Source organism: Sphingomonas sp. GW821-FHT10F11 (assembly GCF_058809095.1).
In genome coordinates this window covers 1-20,139 of the sequence record NZ_JBXASH010000002.1, presented here as the reverse complement: position 1 = coordinate 20,139, position 20,139 = coordinate 1, and the positions used below count along the sequence as shown (strand labels likewise).

Annotated in this window: 12 protein-coding genes; 7 read left to right on the top strand and 5 right to left on the bottom strand. The window is 67.3% G+C overall.

Translation table 11 applies throughout. From position 1 onward, the window contains the following. Positions 1–48: 48 nt before the first annotated feature. Complete coding sequence (locus AC1RT8_RS06095; RefSeq protein WP_493074699.1) at positions 49–396, top strand: hypothetical protein; 348 nt, start codon at positions 49–51, stop codon at positions 394–396. Here the strand turns inward: AC1RT8_RS06095 and AC1RT8_RS06090 are convergent. From AC1RT8_RS06090 to AC1RT8_RS06080, 3 genes are all read right to left on the bottom strand, one after another. Beyond that, positions 393–3,032 (bottom strand): PAS domain S-box protein, encoded by a 2,640-nt coding sequence (locus AC1RT8_RS06090; protein WP_493075561.1) that lies wholly within the window; start codon positions 3,030–3,032, stop codon positions 393–395. The two genes, AC1RT8_RS06095 and AC1RT8_RS06090, sit on opposite strands and share 4 nt — an antisense overlap. Positions 3,033–3,111: 79 nt before the next feature. Next, positions 3,112–4,599 carry an ATPase domain-containing protein gene (locus tag AC1RT8_RS06085; protein ID WP_493074698.1) on the bottom strand — a complete coding sequence of 496 codons (1,488 nt, stop codon included), beginning with the start codon at positions 4,597–4,599 and terminating at the stop codon, positions 3,112–3,114. A 106-nt stretch (positions 4,600–4,705) separates the two neighbouring features. Continuing rightward, positions 4,706–5,497 (bottom strand): alpha/beta hydrolase, encoded by a 792-nt coding sequence (locus tag AC1RT8_RS06080; protein ID WP_493074697.1) that lies wholly within the window; start codon positions 5,495–5,497, stop codon positions 4,706–4,708. Positions 5,498–5,758: 261 nt separating this feature from the next. On the opposite strand from AC1RT8_RS06080, the gene AC1RT8_RS06075 reads away from it, so the two are divergent. Next, on the top strand, positions 5,759–5,992 hold the full coding sequence (locus tag AC1RT8_RS06075; protein WP_493074696.1) for a hypothetical protein: 234 nt from the start codon (positions 5,759–5,761) through the stop codon (positions 5,990–5,992). Positions 5,993–6,020: 28 nt separating this feature from the next. Here AC1RT8_RS06075 and AC1RT8_RS06070 read toward each other — a convergent pair whose 3' ends face one another. Next, positions 6,021–7,946 carry a hybrid sensor histidine kinase/response regulator gene (locus tag AC1RT8_RS06070; RefSeq protein ID WP_493074695.1) on the bottom strand — a complete coding sequence of 642 codons (1,926 nt, stop codon included), beginning with the start codon at positions 7,944–7,946 and terminating at the stop codon, positions 6,021–6,023. Between the two features lie 146 nt (positions 7,947–8,092). Between AC1RT8_RS06070 and AC1RT8_RS06065 the strand changes: the two genes are divergently transcribed. After that, complete coding sequence (locus tag AC1RT8_RS06065) at positions 8,093–8,758, top strand: Crp/Fnr family transcriptional regulator (RefSeq protein ID WP_493074694.1); 666 nt, start codon at positions 8,093–8,095, stop codon at positions 8,756–8,758. Positions 8,759–8,764: 6 nt separating this feature from the next. On the opposite strand, the gene AC1RT8_RS06060 is transcribed toward AC1RT8_RS06065, so the two are convergent. Then, entirely contained in the window at positions 8,765–10,354 is a 1,590-nt protein-coding gene (locus AC1RT8_RS06060) for a tetratricopeptide repeat-containing protein (RefSeq protein ID WP_493074693.1), read from the bottom strand. Between the two features lie 600 nt (positions 10,355–10,954). On the opposite strand from AC1RT8_RS06060, the gene AC1RT8_RS06055 reads away from it, so the two are divergent. From AC1RT8_RS06055 to AC1RT8_RS06040, 4 genes are all read left to right on the top strand, one after another. Further along, a complete protein-coding gene (locus tag AC1RT8_RS06055; protein WP_493074692.1) occupies positions 10,955–13,537 on the top strand; it encodes a PAS domain-containing sensor histidine kinase in 2,583 nt (860 codons plus the stop codon). 219 nt (positions 13,538–13,756) lie between these two features. Further along, positions 13,757–14,962, top strand: coding sequence for an efflux RND transporter periplasmic adaptor subunit (locus AC1RT8_RS06050; protein ID WP_493074691.1), 1,206 nt, complete (start codon positions 13,757–13,759; stop codon positions 14,960–14,962). Positions 14,963–14,966: 4 nt separating this feature from the next. Next, positions 14,967–18,152: an efflux RND transporter permease subunit gene (locus tag AC1RT8_RS06045; RefSeq protein ID WP_493074690.1), complete on the top strand. Its 3,186-nt coding sequence runs from the start codon at positions 14,967–14,969 to the stop codon at positions 18,150–18,152. Positions 18,153–18,469: 317 nt separating this feature from the next. Continuing rightward, positions 18,470–19,897, top strand: a complete 1,428-nt coding sequence (locus tag AC1RT8_RS06040) for an efflux transporter outer membrane subunit (protein ID WP_493074689.1) — start codon at positions 18,470–18,472, stop codon at positions 19,895–19,897. The last annotated feature ends 242 nt before the right edge of the window (positions 19,898–20,139 follow it).

Genomic DNA, 20,139 nt, shown 5'->3' with positions numbered 1-20,139 from the left:
GTCGCGACGCGTTGATGGGTGTTCCACGCCCGACGCAAAAGGCCTGTCATGACGCATCAACGCCCGCTTCCCGACTCAGCCGTCCCGCCCTATCCGCTGCACCCCGAGCCCCATGACGAGACGCGGGAGCCCGCCTTCTTCACCAGGAGTTCGCACCATGGGGAGGATGACGACAGGGCGCAGTATATCTTTGCCGAGCGTTTCTCGCTGTCCGATGCGCTGTCGTCCAACACCGTCATGATAGGGGCTGCGATCGGGCTGGGCGTCGCGGCGATCGCCGGCGCGCTGCTCTATGCCCGCAGGAAAGCGGAAACGCCCCCTGCCCGGCCCGCCCGCCGCCAGGCATCGCGCGCCACGAAGCCGCGTGCCGCCGGGGCGAAGCGCGCCAGCGCCTAGGGCACTGGGTCGAACATCGTTTCCGTCTCCTGCCCGATAGGTGCCTCGAGAATCGATCGCACCCGCGCGGCGAGTGCTTCGATCGCGAAGGGCTTGGTGATGATCGCGGTGCCGGGCTGGAGAAAGCCCGGCGCGAGCGCGGCATTCTCCGCATAGCCGGTCATGTACAGGACCTTGAGATTCGGGCGTAGCTCCCGGCCGGCATCGGCGATCTGCCGGCCGTTGAGCCCTGGCAGGCCGATATCGGTGACGAGCAGGTCGATACGGCCACGCGCCCGCAGCTTTTCCAGGCCCTCGGGTCCGTCGCAGGCCTCGATCGCGCGGTAGCCAAGTTCCGTCAGGACCTCGACGATCAGCCCCCGCACGACCGGCTCGTCCTCGACCACCAGCACGACCTCTTCGGTACCCGCCGGCGCCGTGCGATCCTCGTTTGCAGGCGCAGGGTCATCGACCGCCATCGCACCGACATGGCGGGGCAGGCACAGGCTGATGCTGGTGCCGATACCCGGCTCGCTCTCGATCGTGGCATGACCCTCCGACTGGCGGGCGAAACCATAGATCATCGACAGGCCCAGACCGGTGCCCTGGCCGAGCGGTTTGGTGGTGAAGAAGGGTTCGAACGCGCGGGCGATGGTGTCCGCGTCCATGCCGCTGCCGGTGTCGGTCACGCGGATGCAGACATATTGGCCCGGCTCCTGATCCCGGTGTCGCGCCGCTGACGTCCGGTCGAAATCCGCGTTCGAGGTCTCGATCGTCAGCCGGCCGCCATCAGGCATCGCATCGCGCGCGTTGATGACGAGGTTGAGGATCGCGTTTTCGAGCTGATTATGGTCGCACAGGGTCAGCCACAGATCGTCGACCAGAACCAGATCGAGATCGATCTGCTCGCCGAGCGTTCGGCGCATCAGATCCTCCATCGAGACGATCAGCGGATTGACGTCGACCGGCCGGGGATCGAGCGGCTGGCGCCGGGAGAAAGCCAGTAGCCGGTGCGTGAGCGCGGCGGCGCGATTGGCGGCATTGGCTGCGCCGTCGAGAAAACGATCGACCCCGTCGAGCCGCCCGGCATCGAGGCGGCGCTGGACGATCTCCAGGCTGCCCGTGATGCCCTGCAGCAGATTGTTGAAATCATGCGCGATACCGCCGGTGAGCTGACCCACCGCTTCCATCTTCTGCGACTGGCGGAGCGCCGCCTCGGTCTTGGCAAGCGCGTCCGCCGCTTCGCGTTCGGCAGTCACGTCGCGGCCGAAGCTGTAGAGTGTGCCGCCATCGGCCACAGCGATCCAGGCGAGGCGGCGGCGGCTGCCGTCCTTGTTCATATAGATGCGCTCGACCTCGAGCAGCGGCGCGCCGGCGGCCAGTTCGGTCAGTGCGGCCTGGCTCTTGGGCAATTCGTCGGGCGCGACGAAATCCGTGATCTTGCGGCCGATCGTCTCTTCCGCGCTCCAACCCAGCACCTTGGTCCAGGACGGGTTCACCGCATGAATCTCACCGGAGATGGACAGGACGAGCTTCACCACCGGCGAGAGATTCCAGATCCGCTCCCGGTCCCGCGCCAGGTTCCGTTCCTTGGTGATATCGCGGCCGATCGCATGCACCCGCCCCGCATCCGGCACCGCCGTCCAGTCGAGCAGGCGATAGCCGCCCTGTTTGCACGCGTAGCGGTTCTCGAAGGCCAGGGTGGTGGCACCCGCCGACAGCGCCGCGAACTGCATCGCGGTGGTGGCAACATCGTCGGCGTGGAGGAAGTCGACGATGTTGTGGCCAACCATCTCCTCCTCACGCCAGCCGAGCAGCCGCATCGCGGACGGGTTCACCGCAGTGACGACGCCGTCGAAATCGCACACCAGCATGAGATCCTGCGACAGCATCCACAGCCGGTCCCGGTCGCGCTGGCTTTCGGCCTCGGACAGCTTCTGTTCGTGAATGTCGGTATTGGTACCGATCCAGCGCAGGATCTTGCCGTCATCGGCGCAGATCGGCAACGCGCGAACCAGGTGCCAGCGATATTCGCCATCGGCACGGCGAATCCTGAATTCTGTTTCGTAATCGGTGCCCGAAGTGACAGAAGACGCCCACAATGCTGCAGCGTCCGGCAAGTCGTCGGCATGGACGATGGTCGCCCAGCCGTCCCCCGCAAGCGCCTCTTGCGTCAGACCGCTATAATCGAGCGTCTGCTGGTTGAACCAGTCGAGCTTGCCGTTCGGCGGCGCGGTCCAGACATGGTTGGCCATTGCCTGGGCAAAGGCGCGGAACTGCGCTTCGCGGGCATTGATCTCCGCCAGCCGCGACCGCGCCTCATATTGACGCAGCCGCGCCCGGACCGCCGATTTGGCCAGGCTGATCAGCGTGGTCGGATGGAACGGTCGTTCGAGGAAGGTGACGTTGCCGAGCGTCTCGAGCAGGCGCACGGCGGCCGGGTTGCGCTCCAGTCCGCCCCCGCGCTGGGTAAGCAGGATGAACGGGAAGTCGGACCATTCCTCCTGCTCCTTCAGGAAAGCATCGAGCGGATGGAGATCAGCGCCACGCAGGGTCTCTTCAGTGACGAGCGCAAAGCCGGCTCCGGCGCGAAGCGCCTCCACCAGGGCAGGAAGATCGGCCGCGGGCACTGCATCGATCCCCGCCTCGCGCAACATGCCCGCGGCAATCGCCGCATCCCGGCCATGCGGGGCGAGGACGATCGCGCGCTGGGCCGATGTGCGATTCACGCGGGGATCATTCGGTAGCAAACGAATCGACATCGTGGTGTGCGGCGCCGATCAGCGACGGCACGCCGCGGAGCACGCCCTGGAATTCGGTCAAAGGCTTGCCCAATGTGATTCCGTCGCCGCTGATCCGGAACTCGCGGATCGTATCCTCATGCGCGCCAGTACGCTTCTTCACGATGGAGATCGCGCGGCGGACGCGCCCGGCTGCCTCGAAATAGCGCAGCAGGATCACGGTGTCGGCCAGATAGGTCACGTCGACCGGCGCCTTCATGTCGCCGACCAGGCCATGCTGCGCGACGGTCAGGAAGGTCGTCGCACCCTGGCGATTCAGATATTGCAGCAGCTCGTGCATGTGCAGGATCAGCGCCTGCTCCTCGGGCATCGCCGCCTGATACCCGTTGACGCTGTCGATCACGACGGTGCGCGCCTCGTGCTTCTCGACACAGGTGCGCACGCGCTCGGAGAATTCGCCCGGGGTCAGCTCGGCCGCATCGACCTGCTCGAGCGTCAGCGATCCGCTGGCCACCATCGCTTCGAGATCGATGCCGAGCGCCTTTGCGCGGGAGGTGAGCAGGCCCATCTCCTCGTCGAAGATGAACATCGCGGCATGCTCGCCCCGCGCCACCGCATCGGCGACGAAGGTCAGGGTCAGCAACGACTTGCCGGTACCGGCCGGGCCGATGATCAAGGTACTCGATCCGCGCTCGAAGCCACCGCCCAGCAGCGCGTTCAGCGCGCCCTGCCGGGTGGCCACCAGATCGCGGCTGAAGCTGTTCTTGTGCTCGGCCGAAACGAGCCGCGGGAAAGCGCGTACGCCACCCGTCTCGATCACGAAGTCATGATAGCCCCCGCGGAACCGTTGGCCGCGATATTTGATCACGCGCAGGCGGCGGCGTTCCGCGCCATAATTGGGTGACAGTTCTTCCAGCCGGACCACGCCGTGCGCGACACTGTGCACCGTCTTGTCGAGCATCTCGGTGGTCAGGTCGTCGAGCATCAGGATGGTCGTACCGTGGCGCGAGAAATAATGCTTCAGCGCGAGAATCTGGCGGCGATAGCGCAGCGAACTCTGTGCCAGCAGGCGAATCTCGGACAGGCTGTCGAGCACGACGCGGTCGGGCCTCGCTCGCTCGAACGCTTCGAAAATGCGCTTGGTCGTCTCGCCCAGCTCGAGATCGGAGGAATAGAGCAGGCTCTGCTGCTGATCCTCGTCGAGCAGACTCTCGGGTGGCACCAGCTCGAACACCTCGATGGCGTCGTCGAACACCCAGCCATGGGATGCCGCGCTTTCCCGCAGCTCCTCCTCGGTTTCGGAGAGGGTGATGTACAGGCAGCGTTCGCCGGCAGCCGCGCCGGCCATCAGGAACTGGCTGGCGATCGTCGTCTTGCCCGTGCCCGGGCTGCCCTCGAGAAGATAGAGGCGACCGCGGGTTAAGCCGCCCGCGGTGATGTCATCGAGCCCGGCAACACCGGTTTCGGCCTTTCTGGTGTTCATTTCGGCTCCATTGTTCGCCGCGCCGGACCAGCACGCAAGCGCCGATAAAGACCGGGCTTAGGCGGTACCGAGGTGCGGCGCCTTAACATCGAGGCAGTTCGGGAAATCAGGCTGGGAAACCCCGGGGCAGATCGCCCCGCGCAAAGACCGGCCGAGGCTCCGCCGGTGCAATCACCTCGTCCGGGCAGCAGCGTGCAATCGCGTCCAGCACCGCCGCGAGCGCCTCGCCGTCCGACGGATAAGCGAGATGCGAACAGCTTGTCTCGATCCGGTAGTCAGCCTCTCCCGCAGCACCGCGCGCGGCGGAGACGGGAATGACGCCGTCGCAGCGCGACCAGATCGCCGCGGTCGGCACCGGCGGCTTTTCCGAAAGCGTGCAGTCGATCGGCGGCGCGCTGACCCGGTGGCCGGCGATCCATTCATAGACGCGCGCGAGCATCGTCGCGCTGAGATCCCCCGAAAAGGGGCTGCCGAGGGTGATGACGGCGCGGACGCGGTGCGGCGCGACCTTGGCATATTCGCGCGCGATCAGCCCGCCGAAACTCCAGCCGAGCAGGATGACGGGACGATCGTCGCGGCGCTGCAGCTGATCGATCCGGCGGTCGAGGCGGTCGAGCAGATCGGCCGAGGCACCCATGTTGCGCCCCAGACCCCAGCGATAGGCGCGGTAGCCGGCATAGCGGAGCGCCATCCGCATCGGCCGCATCGCGGCGTCGGTCGCGAACAGCCCGGGCAGCAGCAGGATGCGCGCGCCGCCCCGGTTGGCAAGGCGCCGCCGCAGCGTCCTGCCGGCAGGAATCAGGCTCCAGGCGAGGAACCAGCATTCGCGAAGGACGTGCACGGCGGTGTCGGGAAGGGACTTGCGGTCGGCCAGGCGGTCGCATTCGGTTGCGGTCATCATGGTCGAACGATTCTTTCCGCCGGAAGTTTCAAAACGGGTCATGTCCCCACCATGGTGACGGGTTCGGCGCATTTTCGTCTCCTAACGGTACCATTCCACCGTCTTTGGCTTTCCATATCGATCATGGCTCTGTTAGGGGGCGGACGATCACCGGTGTGGCAGAGGTTCCAACGCGCCCGCCGCCGGAGCGATCTCCACTTCCGTCGGGAACCAGTGGGACGCAGCGACGTTGCGCCCCTTGATAGTTTGGGGGACCGTATGACCGACCTGACTAATGATCAGCCTGAACAGGCAGTCACGACGCAGGAGAACGAGGCGGTGCCGGTGTTGATCACCTTTGCGCTGCTTTTCCTGCTTTCCGCCGCCGTATGGTTCGTGCTGGACCGGATCCGGGCCGACGAGGTGCGCACCGAGCTGTCGCAGCGCGCGGGCCAGGTCCAGACCGAGTCGGGCGCCCGGGCCCAGCCGAGCAAGGTCGCCACCGCCAAGTAACGGGGAGCTGGGGCGCGGTCTGCGCCCGTTATGAGACGGCCGTCGCCTCGCGCAACAGCATCGCCTCCCGTACCGCGCGGGCGAGCTGCTCGTCGCGGAACGGCTTGTTGAGCCTGACCCCCATGGCCTCTGCTCCAGCGGGAATTTCCGCATAGCCCGACACGATCAGGACCGGCATGGATGCAGGGAGCGCGGCGGCCAGCTCGGCGCCCGTCATCTCCGGCATGGCATAATCGGTTATGACCAGGTCGACCGCCTCCCTGTCGAGGATCGCCAGCGCCTCCCGCGCCGACGTCGCGAGCACTACCCGGTGGCCCATGTCCTCGAGCATCGCGGCGGTATTGGTCAGGACGAGGATGTCGTCATCCACAGCGAGCACGACCAGCGGCTCCGTCGCCACATGGGACGCCGCGGCCTGCTTGCCCGGATCGGCGCCGGCCACCGCCTTCGAGATCGGCAGCCACAGCTCCGCCTTGGTGCCCCGGCCCGGGCGGCTCTTCAGGATCAGCCGACCACCGCCTTGTTCGGCGAACCCATGGACCATCGACAGGCCAAGACCGGTGCCTTTGCCGATACCCTTGGTGGTGAAGAACGGTTCCATCGCGCGGGCCAGGGTCGCCTTGTCCATGCCCTCGCCGCGATCGATCACCGACAGGCGAACATAGTCGCCCGGCTCCAGCTCGGCACCGCGTCCGATCCGCTTCTCCCTGCCTTCGATAGTCACCCTGCCGCCTTCGGGCATGGCGTCGCGGGCGTTGACCACCAGATTCATCACCGCCAGTTCGAGCTGGGAGGCATCCGCCTGGACGGGGGCGAGGCGAAGGGGAAATTCCGTGTCGATGCTGATCCCGGCACCGATGGTCCGCTGGACAAGCTCGGCCATGCCGCGCACCAGATCCCCCACATCGACCGTTTCGAGCTTCAGCTCCTGCCGCCGCGCGAAGGAAAGCATGCGTTGAGTCAGGGTCGCGCCCCGTTCCGCCGCGCTCATCGCGTTGTCGAGGAAACGGCCGATGTCCGCCCCCTCTCCCATCCGCCGCCGCGCAAGATCGAGGCTGCCGATGATCACTGCGAGCAGATTGTTGAAATCATGCGCGACACCGCCGGTGAGCTTGCCGATCGCATCCATCTTCTGCGACTGGAAAAATGCCTCCTGCGCCTTGTCCAGCGCCTGTTGCGCTTCGCGGCGCTCGGTCAGGTCGCGCGTGATCTTGGCGAAACCGAGCAGCTTGCCCGCCGGATCGCGCACCGGATCGATCACGACCGACGCCCAGAAGCGCGCGCCGTCCTTGCGCACGCGCCAGCCTTCCGCCTCGAAACGGCCCGCGCGCACCGCTGTGTCGAGCGCGGTGTCGGGCAAACCGAACTTGCGATCCTCCTCGGTATAGAAGCGTGAGAAGTGCTCGCCGATGATCTCGTCCGCGGTATAGCCCTTGAAGCGTTGCGCGCCCGCGTTCCAGCTGACCACCCTGCCGGTGGGATCGAGCATGTAGATCGCATAGTCGGTCACGCTCTGGACGAGCAGGCGGAATCGTTCCTCGCTGCTGCGCAGGGCCTCTTCCACTTCCCGCCGTTCGCTCAGGTCTCGCGTCACCTTGGCGAAGCCGATGAAGCTGCCGTCGGCATCGCGGATCGGATCGATGACGACCGATGCCCAGAAGCGGGTGCCGCCCTTGCGCACGCGCCAGCCTTCCGCCTCGAACCGGCCCTGGTTCAGGGCGGTTTCCAGAGCGCGGGCGGGCACGCCGGCGCGGCGATCCTCATCGGTGTAGAAGCGGGAGAAATGGTCGCCGATGATCTCGTCGGCCCGATACCCCTTGAACCGTTCGGCGCCGGCATTCCAGCTGATCACCGTGCCGGCCGGATCGAGCATGTAGATCGCATAGTCGGTGACGCTCTGGACCAGCAACTCGAACCTGCTGGTCTGCGGCGTTCCGTTCTCTGCGCTTTTCATTGTTCCACCGTCACCCCTTCGGCGAATGTCCAGGAAAGGGGAAACCAGCGGCTGGCCTGATTGTTCCTGCGATAGCACGCGTTACCGATTGCCAAGTCCGTCCGCTTGGGCTCCAATCACCTCCATCGCCTGGGGGGAAGCGCGGGGTGCAGCAGGACGAGGCCCGGATGTTCGTCAGCGCGGTGTTCGCGTGCCCGGCTGACGTGGCCGAGCAGGTGACCCGTCGCGGGCGACAGCGCTCCTTCGCGCGAACCGCGATCATCCTGCGCCAGGGCGACTGGCTGACGCTGACTTTCCTGCTGCTGGTCGGGCGGGCTCATGCGCTGCTCTATGCCGCCGAAGGGCAGATGGTGCTGCTGCACGAATTCGGCCCCGGCGACCTGTTCGGCGCCCTGGGCGAGGCCGAGGCGGCGCGGCAGGATGCCGATGTCGTGGCGGTCGACGAGGTGCGGACGCTGACGCTCGATGCCGGTGACCTTGCGCTGCTCGCGCAGCAATATGGCTGTATCGGGCTGGCGCTGTCGCGGATGCTGTTGCGACGGCTGCGGCGCACGACCGAGCGCATGTACGAGCGCACCGCATTGTCGGCGGTTGGGCGAGTCCATGCCGAACTGTTGCGTCAGGCGCGCAGCGGCGATGCGATGACGATCCGCCCGGCACCGGTGATCGCCGACCTCGCGCTGCGCGTTGCCACCACGCGGGAGACGGCGTCACGCACGATCAACGCGCTCGAGCGGCGCGGCATCATCCGTCGCGACGACGACTGCCTGAGCGTGGTCGCACCCCAGCGGCTGGAGGAAATGATCCTGTGAGCGGCATCATCGCTGCGGCTTGAGCGCAAACAGGCCGATCGGCGCCGCATCGGTAGCTGAGCCAAGCTCCCCGACGAATTCCGGACGGAAAGCATCGGGCGCGGCCACGGCCAGCGCCGCGGCGAAATCCTCGGCGACGCAGGCGGTGCCGGCTGGCGCGGAGGCCGCCGCGGCGCGCGCCAGATCCAGCGCGCGACCGGCCAGCCGCACAAGGCCGGTAAAGGGATCGTGTACCCTTTCCGCGATGCCATATTGGCCGCCGACGCTCCGCGCGTCGGCGGCCAGGATCGCCGCGCCCAGCGCGGCCTGTGCGACATCGTCATAGGCGAGGACAACGTCCTCCCCGGTGAAGCTCGGCGCCACGTCGGGCACGGGGCATTGCTCGAGCGCCGTCTTGAGCGCGTCGAGCCCGGCCTGCCGATCGTCCCGCGCGACTCGGATCGCCAGCACGGCGGCGCGGTGCCGGGCGGATGTCCTTTCCGGCTCCGGCGGCAGATCGGTATGCTCGCGTGGAGCGCGAAGGATGGCCTGGCGACGGCCCGCGCGCGCCCAGGCGTCGCGAGACCGGGCCGATGCGCCATCGGTACCGCTGGCATCATCGGGCATGACGAGCAGTTGCACCCCTTCGCTCGCCAGCAGCCGCGCATTGATCAACGCCCCACCCATCGCGATCTCGTCGGCCAGCGCGATCATCGTCTCGTCCGGACATCCTTCGGCTGGCTCGACCGTCCGCACCGTCTCGGCCGCGGCAAGCGCGGCGTCGAAGCGGCGCCGCCATATCGGGCCATGCGGATCGACCGACACCGCAGCGAAGCCCTCCACCGTGCCGGGGAGGATGACGTGCAGCACGGCACCGCGGTCGATCAGCGCCTCCGCAACGATGATATCGGCACCGGCGGCAAGCGCGCCATAGCCGAAGCCGACGCGCTCCTGCTCGAGCACCGCGGCGACCTCGCGCGACAGGCCGGTCGGCGCGGGATCGGCGCGGAAGGCCATATGGCCGCCGAAATGGAGCGAGCGCGGCGGACGATAGGCCTGGAGCCAGGCGGCGTCCCGGCCCTGCGCGGCGAGGATGATCGCGAACTGGCGGAGCGTCGATGCGTGATCTTCCCAGGCCCGCGGCGCGATCGCCATGCCTTCCGCCAGTGCGGCCTGTGCCTCGTCCTCGCGACCGAGCAGGAGAAGCGCCTCGGCCCGGGTCGCCGCGCGGTAATAGGGCGTTTCGGGTTCGTCGGGATGCGCCGCGATCCGGGCGAGCGCCTCCCCGGCAAGCAAGCGCGCGCTATCCTCCGCCCCGCACAGCAGCGACAGCGTCGCGGCATTGATCAGCGGATAGGTCCCGCCACCCGCCGCTGCGGCCTGGCGATAGGCCGTCGCCGCATCGCCATAGAGCGTCAGCCGGGCGGCGCCCTCCGCCTGCAACGCCATGCCCTTGAGCAGCCGGCCCTTTACCGCCAGCGCCGCGGGGTCGGCCACGACGCTCGCGGGATCCAGCGCGCCATAGATCGCCCAGGCACGGTCGAGCGCGCCAGCCCGCGCATGGGCGATGACCGACAGCAATTGCGCGTTGTTGGGCGCGCCTTCCGGATTGATCATTGATCTACACTACGCAATTTTTGTCCGCCGCCCCGGCCGTCATCCCATCACGCTCACTATCACCGTCATTGCAGGAGCACGCGTGACGGCGGTCACGCAGCGGGCGCGACGCTGCGCGTCTCGCCGGATGCGCGTCCAACGCGGCGTAGCCCGAGCCCCTGTCCGTCATGCCGCCTTGCCCCCGTTCGACGGCTGGCTCTACACCGCCCCGCGCATGCTGACAGAAGATGCGGAGTGGTCTCAAACCGAGATGGAACCGATTCCGACCTATCGGATGCGTCCGGGCGGGATTCCGGTGCGAGGCCTAATCGGCGCTTCACTATCTTTAGGCGAGTCGGCGGTGGAATCGCTCGTCTATGCCGTTTGCGAAGAACAACCATATCGGTTCCGGTGAGCCTGTCGGCACGGCTCGCCAAGCTCGCCTGAACCCTTGGTTTGTGTTAGCCTCCCGGCTGGTATCGGCCGGGCACAGGAGGTGCGAAAGGGTTGAAACAACAATCACATGCACGTCCAGGGCACGGTGGGTCCACGGAACGGAAGATTGTTCTCACCCTTATCGTCGCGGCCGGTTTGTTCAGCGGCATACCTTTTGCCGGATGGGTGTTCGACGCGTCGTCGCTCAAGAGCTTCGGCGTCAGCGGCCATCCGATGTGGCCGCTGTCGGCGGTGGGCTATATCTTTCTCGCCGCCGGTTTCTGGGCGACGATCGCCGGGCATCGCGCCGCCCCTTTCCTGCTCGCCGTCCCCATCCTGATCGCGGCGTGCGTGCTGGCGGAGAATATCACGGGCATCTCCCCGGGTATCGACCTGTTGCTCTTCCCCGAAGAGGTCAGCCGGTTCGACAGTGCCTATCCCGGGCGCCCGGTCGCGAACTCGATCGCCACCTTCGGCTTTCTCGGGCTGGCGCTGCTGGCCGCCCGGCGGCGTAGCCAGGCCTGGGCGGAGCTGGCCAATCTGTTCGCGTCGGCCGCCTTCTGCTTCGGCGTCGCCTCGGCCTTGCTGCTGCTGTTCGTCGCCCCGGGCGAAGACGCCACGATCCTGCGCGTGTTCGTCGCGCCGCTGCCTGGCAGCCTGATCACCATCGCGTTGGCCGCCGCGTTCCTGTTGTGGCGGCCCGATGCCGGCTGGACGGTGCTGCTATCCCCCAGCCGTACCCGCGGCCCGCTTTACTGGCTGATCCTGCCGCTCGTCATCGCCCTGCCGATCATGCCCACCCTCGCCGCGCGCTGGGGCGCCGGCAGCGGGCCGGTCGCGCTGCCCGAGACCGAGCTGCTGGCGATGCTTGGCAATGTCGCGATCCTGGGTTTCCTGCTCTGGCTGTCGGCCGATCGTTTCCGGCGCCAGCAGGAAGAACTCAACGAAGTCACGCTGGCGCTCGATGTCGCGGCGATCGCGCTGACCCGGCCTGACGGGGAGATCACCTATTGGTCGCACGGGTGCGAGCAGCTTTACGGCTGGTCCGCGGCGGAGGCGATCGGCCGCAAGAAATATGCGCTGCTCCAGTCGCGTCACGGCGAGAGCGGCCCGGCCGAGCCGCCCCAACCCATCGGCTCAGCCGAGCGCGAGCTGATCGAGCGGCGGCACGACGGCACCGAGATCAGCGTGATGGAGAGCACCGAGGTTCACGAGCGCCCGGACAAGGAGCCGCTGTTCGTGCTCAAGATGCTCGACATCTCCGAACGGGTCCGGGCCGAGAGCGCCCTGCGACTGAGCGAGGCGCGACTTGCCGCAGCGGCCGATGCGCACAAGATCAGCGTATCGCACTGGGACGTGGTGACCGGGCGGCTCGAGCTGTCCCCGGGCTCCGAGCAGCGGCTGGGCTTTCCCGAGGGCGGCCTTGCGACCTTCGACCAATGGTTCGCCGCGGTCGAGCCGGAGGACGGGCGCGACGTGATGGCGATCCTGGCGGCCGCCGCGACCAAACGCGACAGACACATCGCCTATACCTATCGCCTCCGGCAGCCCGATGGGCAGATCCGCACGATCGAGGGATCGTCGACCTGCCATTACGATGCGAACGGCACCCTGAAGACGCTGGTCGGCACACATGTCGACGTGACCGAGCGCAACGAGCGCGAGGCACGATCACAGCTCCAGTCGATCATCGAGACGATCCCCGATGCGACGGTCGTGATCGATGCCAGGGGCATCATCCGCAGCTTCAGCCCTGCCGCCGAGCGGATGTTCGATATCGCGGCGACGAGCGCGATCGGTCGCAACGTGAAGTTCCTGATGCCCGAGGCGATCGCGACCGGGCACGATGCGTCGCTCGAACGCTATCTGCAGACCGGCGAACGCCATGTGATCGGCAGCACGCGCGAACTGACCGCGCGCCGCGCCGACGGGACGCTGTTCCCGGTCGAACTCAATATCGGTGAGGCCTGGCTGGGCAAGGACCGCATCTTCACCGGCGTGATCCGCGACGTTTCCGACCGGCTCGCCGCGGAGCAGCGGATGAGCGACCTGAATTCCGAGCTGGCGCACATTTCCCGCCAGAGCGCGATGAGCGAACTGGCGGCGGACCTCGCGCATGAGCTGAACCAGCCGCTCAGCGCGACCGCCAATTTCCTGGCCACCGCGCGCATTCTGATCCAGCGCGGCGAGGATGGCGGGCGCGTCGCCGAGCTGCTCAAGCTGGGCGAGGAACAGACGCTGCGATCGGGCGAGATCATCCGGCGCCTGCGCGATTTCCTGGCCAAGCGCGAGGGCGAGATGCGCGTGGAGTCGCTGGAGGTGGTCGCGCGCGAGGCGGTCGAGCTGGTACTGTTCGGCACCGCGCAGTTCGACATCCAGCTGAGCTATGCGCTGGAGCCCGAAGCCGACACGATCTTCGCCGACCGCATCCAGATCCAGCAGGTGCTGGTCAACCTGCTGCGCAACGCGGTGGATGCGCTGCGCGGCCGGACCGGGGGCAAGCGCGAGATCGTCATCGAATCGCGCCTGGCCGACGACATGGTCGAGATTTCGGTTTGCGACAGCGGCCCCGGCCTGCCCAAGGAGCTGGCGGACCGGCTTTATTCGCGCTTCGCCACCACCAAAAGCGGGTCCGCCATGGGCATCGGCCTGTCGATCTCACGGCGGATCGTCGAGGCCCATGGCGGCACGCTCACCGCCGCCAACCGGCCGGAAGGCGGCGCGGTGTTCAGCTTCACCGTGCCGGCGCTCGGCGAGCTGGACGAATAGCCGGATACGGGACCATGGGTGGCAGCAATAAAGTGGAAAGAAAGTTCCGCTTTTGTCTGAATATGTTAGCGGTAAAATGACACCGAAATCGGCTGGATCGGTCTTGCAAACGGCTCGCAACGTTCGCACTTGCACCATGGATATACGCCGGGCGCGAGACCCAGGACCAGATCGGGGATGCTCGGAAAAGAAGCTGGCCTCTAAGGGGATGAGCCACCGATGCCGATTGTTTCTCGCTGGCCCGCCGCTTCCCTGATTTCCGCCGCGGCGCTTGCCCTGTCCGCCTGCTCGGGAAGTGGCAAGCCGCCCGCCCCGCCCGCCCCGCAAGTCACCGTCGCCGTCCCGCTGCAACGCGACGTGGTCGACTGGGACGAATATGTCGGCCGGTTCGAGGCGATCCAGGACGTCGAGCTTCGCCCGCGCGTCTCGGGAACGATCGACCGGGTGCTGTTCACCAACGGCCAGCGCGTCCACGCGGGCCAGCCGCTCTTCACCATCGATCCGCGCCCCTATGCCGCCGCGCTCGGCCAGGCCCAGGCGCAGGTCGCCAAGGCGAATGCCGCGCTGATCAATGCCCGTTCCGAGCTTGCCCGCGCCGACAAGCTGCTCGCCGCCCAGGCGATCAGCAAGGAAGAATATGAGACGAAGCAGGCCAATGTGCGCAGCGCCGCGGCCGATCTCGCGGCGGGGCAGGCCAATGTCAGCAATGCGCGGCTGAACCTCGGCTTCACCACCGTCCGCTCGCCGATCACCGGCCTGGTTTCCGACCGCCGCGTGTCGAAGGGCAATTTCGCGACCGAGGGCACGACGGTGCTGACCCGCGTCGTCTCGACCGATCCGATCTGGTTCTCGTTCGAGGGCGCCGAGAGCTTCTACCTCAAATATCTCCGCCAGGACCGCAAGGGCGAGCGCGGCTCCTCGCGCGACACGGCCAATCCGGTCCAGGTCCAGCTGGCCGACGAGAGCGGCTATCGCTGGCACGGGCGGATGGAGTTCGTCGACAACGCGATCGACACCAATTCGGGCACGATCCGCGCCCATGCGGTGATCGCCAATCCCGACGGCTTCCTGACGCCAGGCATGTTCGGCCGTGCGCGGCTGCTCGGTTCGGGCACCTACAAGGCGATGCTGGTGCCGGACGAGGCGATCATCACCGACCAGACCCGCAAGCTCGTCTATGTCGTCGGCAAGGACGGCAAGGCATCGCCGCGGCCGGTGGAGACCGGGCCGCAGGTCGAGGGCCTGCGCGTGGTCAAGACCGGCCTGGCGCCGACCGACGCGGTGGTGATCGAAGGCATCACGACGCTTCAGCCCGGCATGGCGGTGAAGGCGAAGAAGGTCGTGATGAAGCCGCAGGCGGCTGACACCGGCCCGACATCGCAACCGGACACGGCGCCGCCGGCGTCCGAAGCGACGGCGAACTGATCCCGTGAAATTCCCCCATTTCTTCATCGAGCGGCCGATCTTCGCCGCCGTCATGTCGATCCTGATCGTCGTGTTCGGGCTGGTCGCCTATCCCGGCCTGCCCGTCGCGCAATATCCGGAGATCGCGCCGCCGACCGTGGTGGTGACCGCCAACTACCCCGGCGCCACGGCGGAAACGCTGGCCGAGACGGTTGCCGCGCCGCTCGAGGAATCGATCAACGGCGTCGAGAACATGCTCTACATGTCCTCGTCCGCCACGGGCGACGGATCGTTGCAGATCACGGTGACGTTCAAGCAGGGCGTCAATGTCGACCAGGCGCAGGTGCTGGTGCAGAACCGGGTCTCCACCGCCGAGCCGCGCCTGCCGGCCGAGGTCCGCCAGGTCGGCGTGACCGTGCTGAAGAACTCGCCCGACATCCTGATGGTGATCGCGCTTACCTCGCCCGACGGGTCGCTGCCGCAGCAATATGTGTCGAACTATGCGACCACGCAGATCATCGACCGGATGGCGCGTATTCCCGGCGTGGGCGGCGTGCGCGCGTTCGGCGGGCGCGACTATAATATGCGCGTCTGGATCGACCCCGATCGCGCCGCCTCGCGCAACCTGACCGTCGACGAGATCGTCGCGGCGATCCGCGCCCAGAACGCGCAGGTCGCGGTCGGATCGGTCGGCGCGCCGCCGTTCAACCAGGGCGGCACCGCCTTCCAGCTCGGCATCCAGGCCAAGGGCCGGCTCGCCAGCCCGGAACAGTTCGGCGAGATCATCGTCAAGCGCGACGACCAGGGCCGGCTGACCCGGTTGCGCGACGTCGCGCGGGTCCAGATCGGCGCGCAGGATTACGGCATCAACGCCTTCCTGTCGGGCAAGCCGATGATCGGCATCGCGATCACCCAGCTTCCCGGGTCGAACGCGCTCACCACCGCCGACGCGGTCCGCGCCGACATCGCCGAGGCAGCGAAGAGCTTCCCCCAGGGGATGGCGTACAGCATCCCCTACAACCCGACCGAATATATCCAGGCGTCGATCGAGGCGGTGTACCACACGCTGATCGAGGCGATCATCCTGGTCGCCCTGGTCGTGCTGCTGTTCCTGCAGAGCTGGCGCGCCACGATCATCCCGCTGATCGCGGTGCCGGTGTCGCTGGTCGGATCGCTGGCGATGCTCGCCGCGTTCGGCTTCAGCCTCAACAATTTGTCGCTGTTCGGCATGGTGCTCGCGGTCGGCATCGTGGTCGACGACGCGATCGTCGTGGTCGAGAATATCGAGCGCCTGATGCACGAAAAGGGCCTCAGCCCCCGCGAGGCAGCGCATGAGACGATGGACGAGGTGTCCGGCGCGCTGATCGCGATCTCGCTTGTGCTGTGCGGCGTGTTCATCCCGACCAGCTTCATCCCGGGCATCTCGGGCGAGTTCTACAAGCAGTTCGCGCTGACCATCGTCTCGGCGGCGGTGATCTCCGCCTTTGTCTCGCTGACTCTGTCGCCCGCGCTCGCGGCGATCGTGCTGAAGCCAAGCCATGAGAGCGAGCCGCGCCAGGGCATTCTCGGCTGGCCCGGCCGTTTCGCGCGAGGCTTCAACAAGGGCTTCCAGCGGTTGGGTGAGCGTTTCGGCAAATATACCGCGCGGGCTGTGCGCGCGCTGGCGCTGGTCGGCATCGTCTATGCCGGGCTGATCGGGCTCGCCGGCTGGCGCTTCACCGCGACGCCGACCGGCTTCATCCCGGCGCAGGACCAGGGTTATCTGATCGCCGTCATCCAGTTGCCGCCGGGGGCTTCGTTGCAGCGGACAACCGAGATCATGGGCCAGGCGGGCAAGATCGCGCTGGCCAACAAGTCGACCCAGGCGACCGTCGCCTTTGCCGGCCTTGACGGCGCCACCTTCTCCACCGCGCCCAATGCCGGCGCGATGTTCATCCCGCTGAAGCCGCATGCCGAACGGCCGCACGCCGATGCGATCGCCAACGAGCTGCGCCACGCGTTCGGCGCGATCAACGGCGGCAACATCCTGGTCGTGCCGCCGCCGCCCGTGCGCGGGATCGGCACCGGCGGCGGCTGGAAGATGCTGATCGAGGATCGCACCAATCTGGGCCTCAAGGCGCTTGAAGGCGCCGCCTTCCAGATGATGATGAAGGCGAACCAGACCGAGGGCATCACCAGCGCCTTCACCACCTTCAACACGCGTACGCCGCGCCTGTTCGCCGATATCGATCGCGAGCGGGCCGAGCAGCTTGGCGTGCCGGTGGAGAATGTCTTCTCGACGCTCGGCACCTATCTCGGCTCGACCTATATCAACGACTTCAACTTCCTCGGCCGCACCTATCGCGTGACCGCCCAGGCGGATGCGCCGTATCGCGACCAGGTGTCGGACGTCGGCCATCTGCGCACGCGCTCCGCGGCGGGCGAGATGGTGCCGCTCGATGCAGTGATGACCCTGAAGAACGACAGCGGGCCGTACCGGGTGGTGCGCTACAACCTCTATCCGTCCGCCGAATTCCAGGGCGATACCGTGCGCGGCTTCTCCTCGGGCCAGTCGCTGAAGACGATGGCGAAGCTGGCGGAGGAAACCTTGCCCAAGGGCATGCGCTTCGAATGGACCGAGCTGGCGTTCCAGCAGCAACAGGCGGGCAATACCGCGGGCCTGGTGTTCGGGCTGGCGGTGCTGTTCGTGTTCCTGCTGCTCGCGGCGAATTACGAAAGCCTGGTGCTGCCGCTCGCCGTCATCCTGATCGTGCCGATGTGCCTGCTTGCCGCGATCCTGGGCGTGAACCTGATGGGCGGGGACAACAATATCCTCACCCAGATCGGCCTTGTGGTGCTGATCGGCCTGGCCGCGAAGAACGCGATCCTGATCGTCGAGTTCGCGCGGCAGAACGAGTTGGCCGGCATGGAGATGCACGCCGCCGCGGAGCATGCCGCCGAGCAGCGCCTGCGCCCGATCGTGATGACCTCGATCGCGTTCATCCTGGGCGTGCTGCCGCTGGTGATCGGATCCGGACCCGGTGCCGAGATGCGCCAGGCGCTGGGCGTGGCGGTGTTCTTCGGGATGATCGGCGTGACCACCTTCGGCCTGCTGTTCACGCCGAGCTTCTATGTGATCAGCCGGAAGTTCGGCGACTGGGTGTCGAGCAAGATTCCGCGGAAGAAGACGCCTGAGACGCCGCATGCCGAGCCTGCGGGAGAGCCGGCATGATGCGCCGTCGCGCCCTCACCTCCCCGCTCCCCGGCATAGGCCGCATAGGCGCTAAGGTAACGTTTATATCCTCTCCAGCGGGAGAGGATACGGAGCCTTATGACCCCGGACTTGTTCCGGGGGAATTAGGCGAAGGTGGTGAGGGGCTCCGGGAGCTCTCGATAACTCCCGGAGCCCCTCTCCAAGTTTCGCTAGGCAGCAAGCTGCCAAGCTTCTCTATCCTCTCCCACTGGAGAGGAGCAATCGTCTGGTTGAGGGCCAAAAACGGCCTTGCCCTAGCGCCTATCGGCGTTGGCCGGGCACCAGTTGGGAAGGTAATGGGGGTGTTGGCCAGCGTCCTCGCCCTTTCCGCCTGCACGGTCGGCCCTGACTATAAACATCCCGCCACGCCGAGCAGCTCTGCCGCCGGCTTCGTCGAGACCGCGCGGACCAGCAGCGTCGCGGCGACGCCGCTGCCCGATCACTGGTGGCAGCTCTACAATGATCCGGTGGTCGACCGGCTCGTCACCGACGCGCTGGCGCATAATACCGATATCCGTACCGCGGCGGCGAACCTCGCCCGCGCCCGGGCCGTCCTGTCCGAGCAGCGCAGCGCGCGCTTGCCGAGCACCGATCTCAGCGCCCAGGCGACCCGCAGCCGCACACCCGCGACGCAGAGCCCGACCGGCAAATCGTTCGAGACCGATTTCTACTCGCTGGGCTTCGACGCTTCCTATGAGATCGACCTGTTCGGTGGCGTGAGCCGGGCGATCGAAGCGGCGCGGGGCGACACCGACGCGGCCGCCGCGCAGCTCGACGCAGCCCGGGTCTCGGTCGCGGCGGAGACGGCCCGCTCCTATGCCCAGGCCTGTTCGAACGCGGCGCAGCGCGCGGTCGCGCTGGAGACGGTGAAGCTCCAGCAGCAGACGCTCGACCTGACCAGGACTCTGTTCGAAGCCGGGCGGGGCACGCAGCGCGACGTGCAACGCGCCGATGTGCTGCTTGCCAATACCCAGGCGTCGATCCCGAGCTTCGAGGCCGAACGTCGCGCGTCGCTCTACGCGCTGGCAGCGCTGACCGGCCATACGCCCGAAGCGATCGACGCCGATGCCGACACGTGCACGGCCCCGCCACGCGTGACGGTGACGGTACCGGTCGGGGACGGCGCGGCCCTGCTCGCGCGGCGCCCCGACGTCCGCGCGGCCGAGCGCACCCTGGCCGCCGACACCGCCCGCGTCGGTGTCGCGACGGCCGAACTCTATCCGTCGATCCGGCTGCTCGGCTCGGTCGGTTTCGGCGCGCAGAAACCGGGCGACATCTTCAAGCCGGCGGGCTTTTCCTGGTCGCTCGGCCCGCTGATCTCCTGGAGCTTCCCCAACATGACGGCCGCGCGCGCCCGCGTCCGCCAGGCCGAGGCAGGCGCGGACGCATCGCTCGCCAGCTTCGACGGAACGGTGCTGACCGCGCTGAAGGAAGTCGAGCAGGCGCTGGCGCGCTATGCCGGTGCGCTGGATCGCAATGCGGCGCTCGCCCGCGCCGCGCAGTCGAGCACCGAAGCGGCGCGCCTGTCGCGGCTGCGCTTCGATTACGGCGCCGACAGCTTCCTGCTGCTGATCGAGGCCGAGCGCGACCGGGCCGATGCGCGGGCGGCGCTCGCCCAGTCCGATGCGGCGGTGGCGGATGCGCAGATCAGCCTGTTCAAGGCGCTTGGCGGCGGCTGGCAGGACGCGCCGGCCCCGGTGCGGCGCGACCCGGCGGCGCCCTGACGGCAGACATTTGAGGTTTTTCCGCTCCTTTGGGAGTTTTGGCTGCAGGCAGGTCGAAATGCCCCCCGGGGGCATGATTGACCTGTCTGCAGTCAAAACTGATACGGAGACTTGAGAGCGAAGCGATCTAGTCGCAGTTGGTGAGGGGCGCGGGAGCTATCGAGGGCTCCCGGAGCCCCTTGTAACTTACCTGACGCCGCATCTGCGATTATAAATGCAGGTGCGGTGGCAGGCGGGAGGCC

Excerpts from the sequence above, each read along its gene's own strand:
- AC1RT8_RS06060 (WP_493074693.1), bottom strand. The coding sequence starts at position 10,354 with ATGATCAATCCGGAAGGCGCGCCCAACAACGCGCAATTGCTGTCGGTC.
- AC1RT8_RS06070 (WP_493074695.1), bottom strand. The coding sequence starts at position 7,946 with ATGAAAAGCGCAGAGAACGGAACGCCGCAGACCAGCAGGTTCGAGTTG.
- AC1RT8_RS06080 (WP_493074697.1), bottom strand. The coding sequence starts at position 5,497 with ATGACCGCAACCGAATGCGACCGCCTGGCCGACCGCAAGTCCCTTCCC.
- AC1RT8_RS06075 (WP_493074696.1), top strand. The coding sequence starts at position 5,759 with ATGACCGACCTGACTAATGATCAGCCTGAACAGGCAGTCACGACGCAG.
- AC1RT8_RS06050 (WP_493074691.1), top strand. The coding sequence starts at position 13,757 with ATGCCGATTGTTTCTCGCTGGCCCGCCGCTTCCCTGATTTCCGCCGCG.
- AC1RT8_RS06090 (WP_493075561.1), bottom strand. The coding sequence starts at position 3,032 with ATGTTGCGCGAGGCGGGGATCGATGCAGTGCCCGCGGCCGATCTTCCT.
- AC1RT8_RS06040 (WP_493074689.1), top strand. The coding sequence starts at position 18,470 with ATGGGGGTGTTGGCCAGCGTCCTCGCCCTTTCCGCCTGCACGGTCGGC.
- AC1RT8_RS06095 (WP_493074699.1), top strand. The coding sequence starts at position 49 with ATGACGCATCAACGCCCGCTTCCCGACTCAGCCGTCCCGCCCTATCCG.
- AC1RT8_RS06085 (WP_493074698.1), bottom strand. The coding sequence starts at position 4,599 with ATGAACACCAGAAAGGCCGAAACCGGTGTTGCCGGGCTCGATGACATC.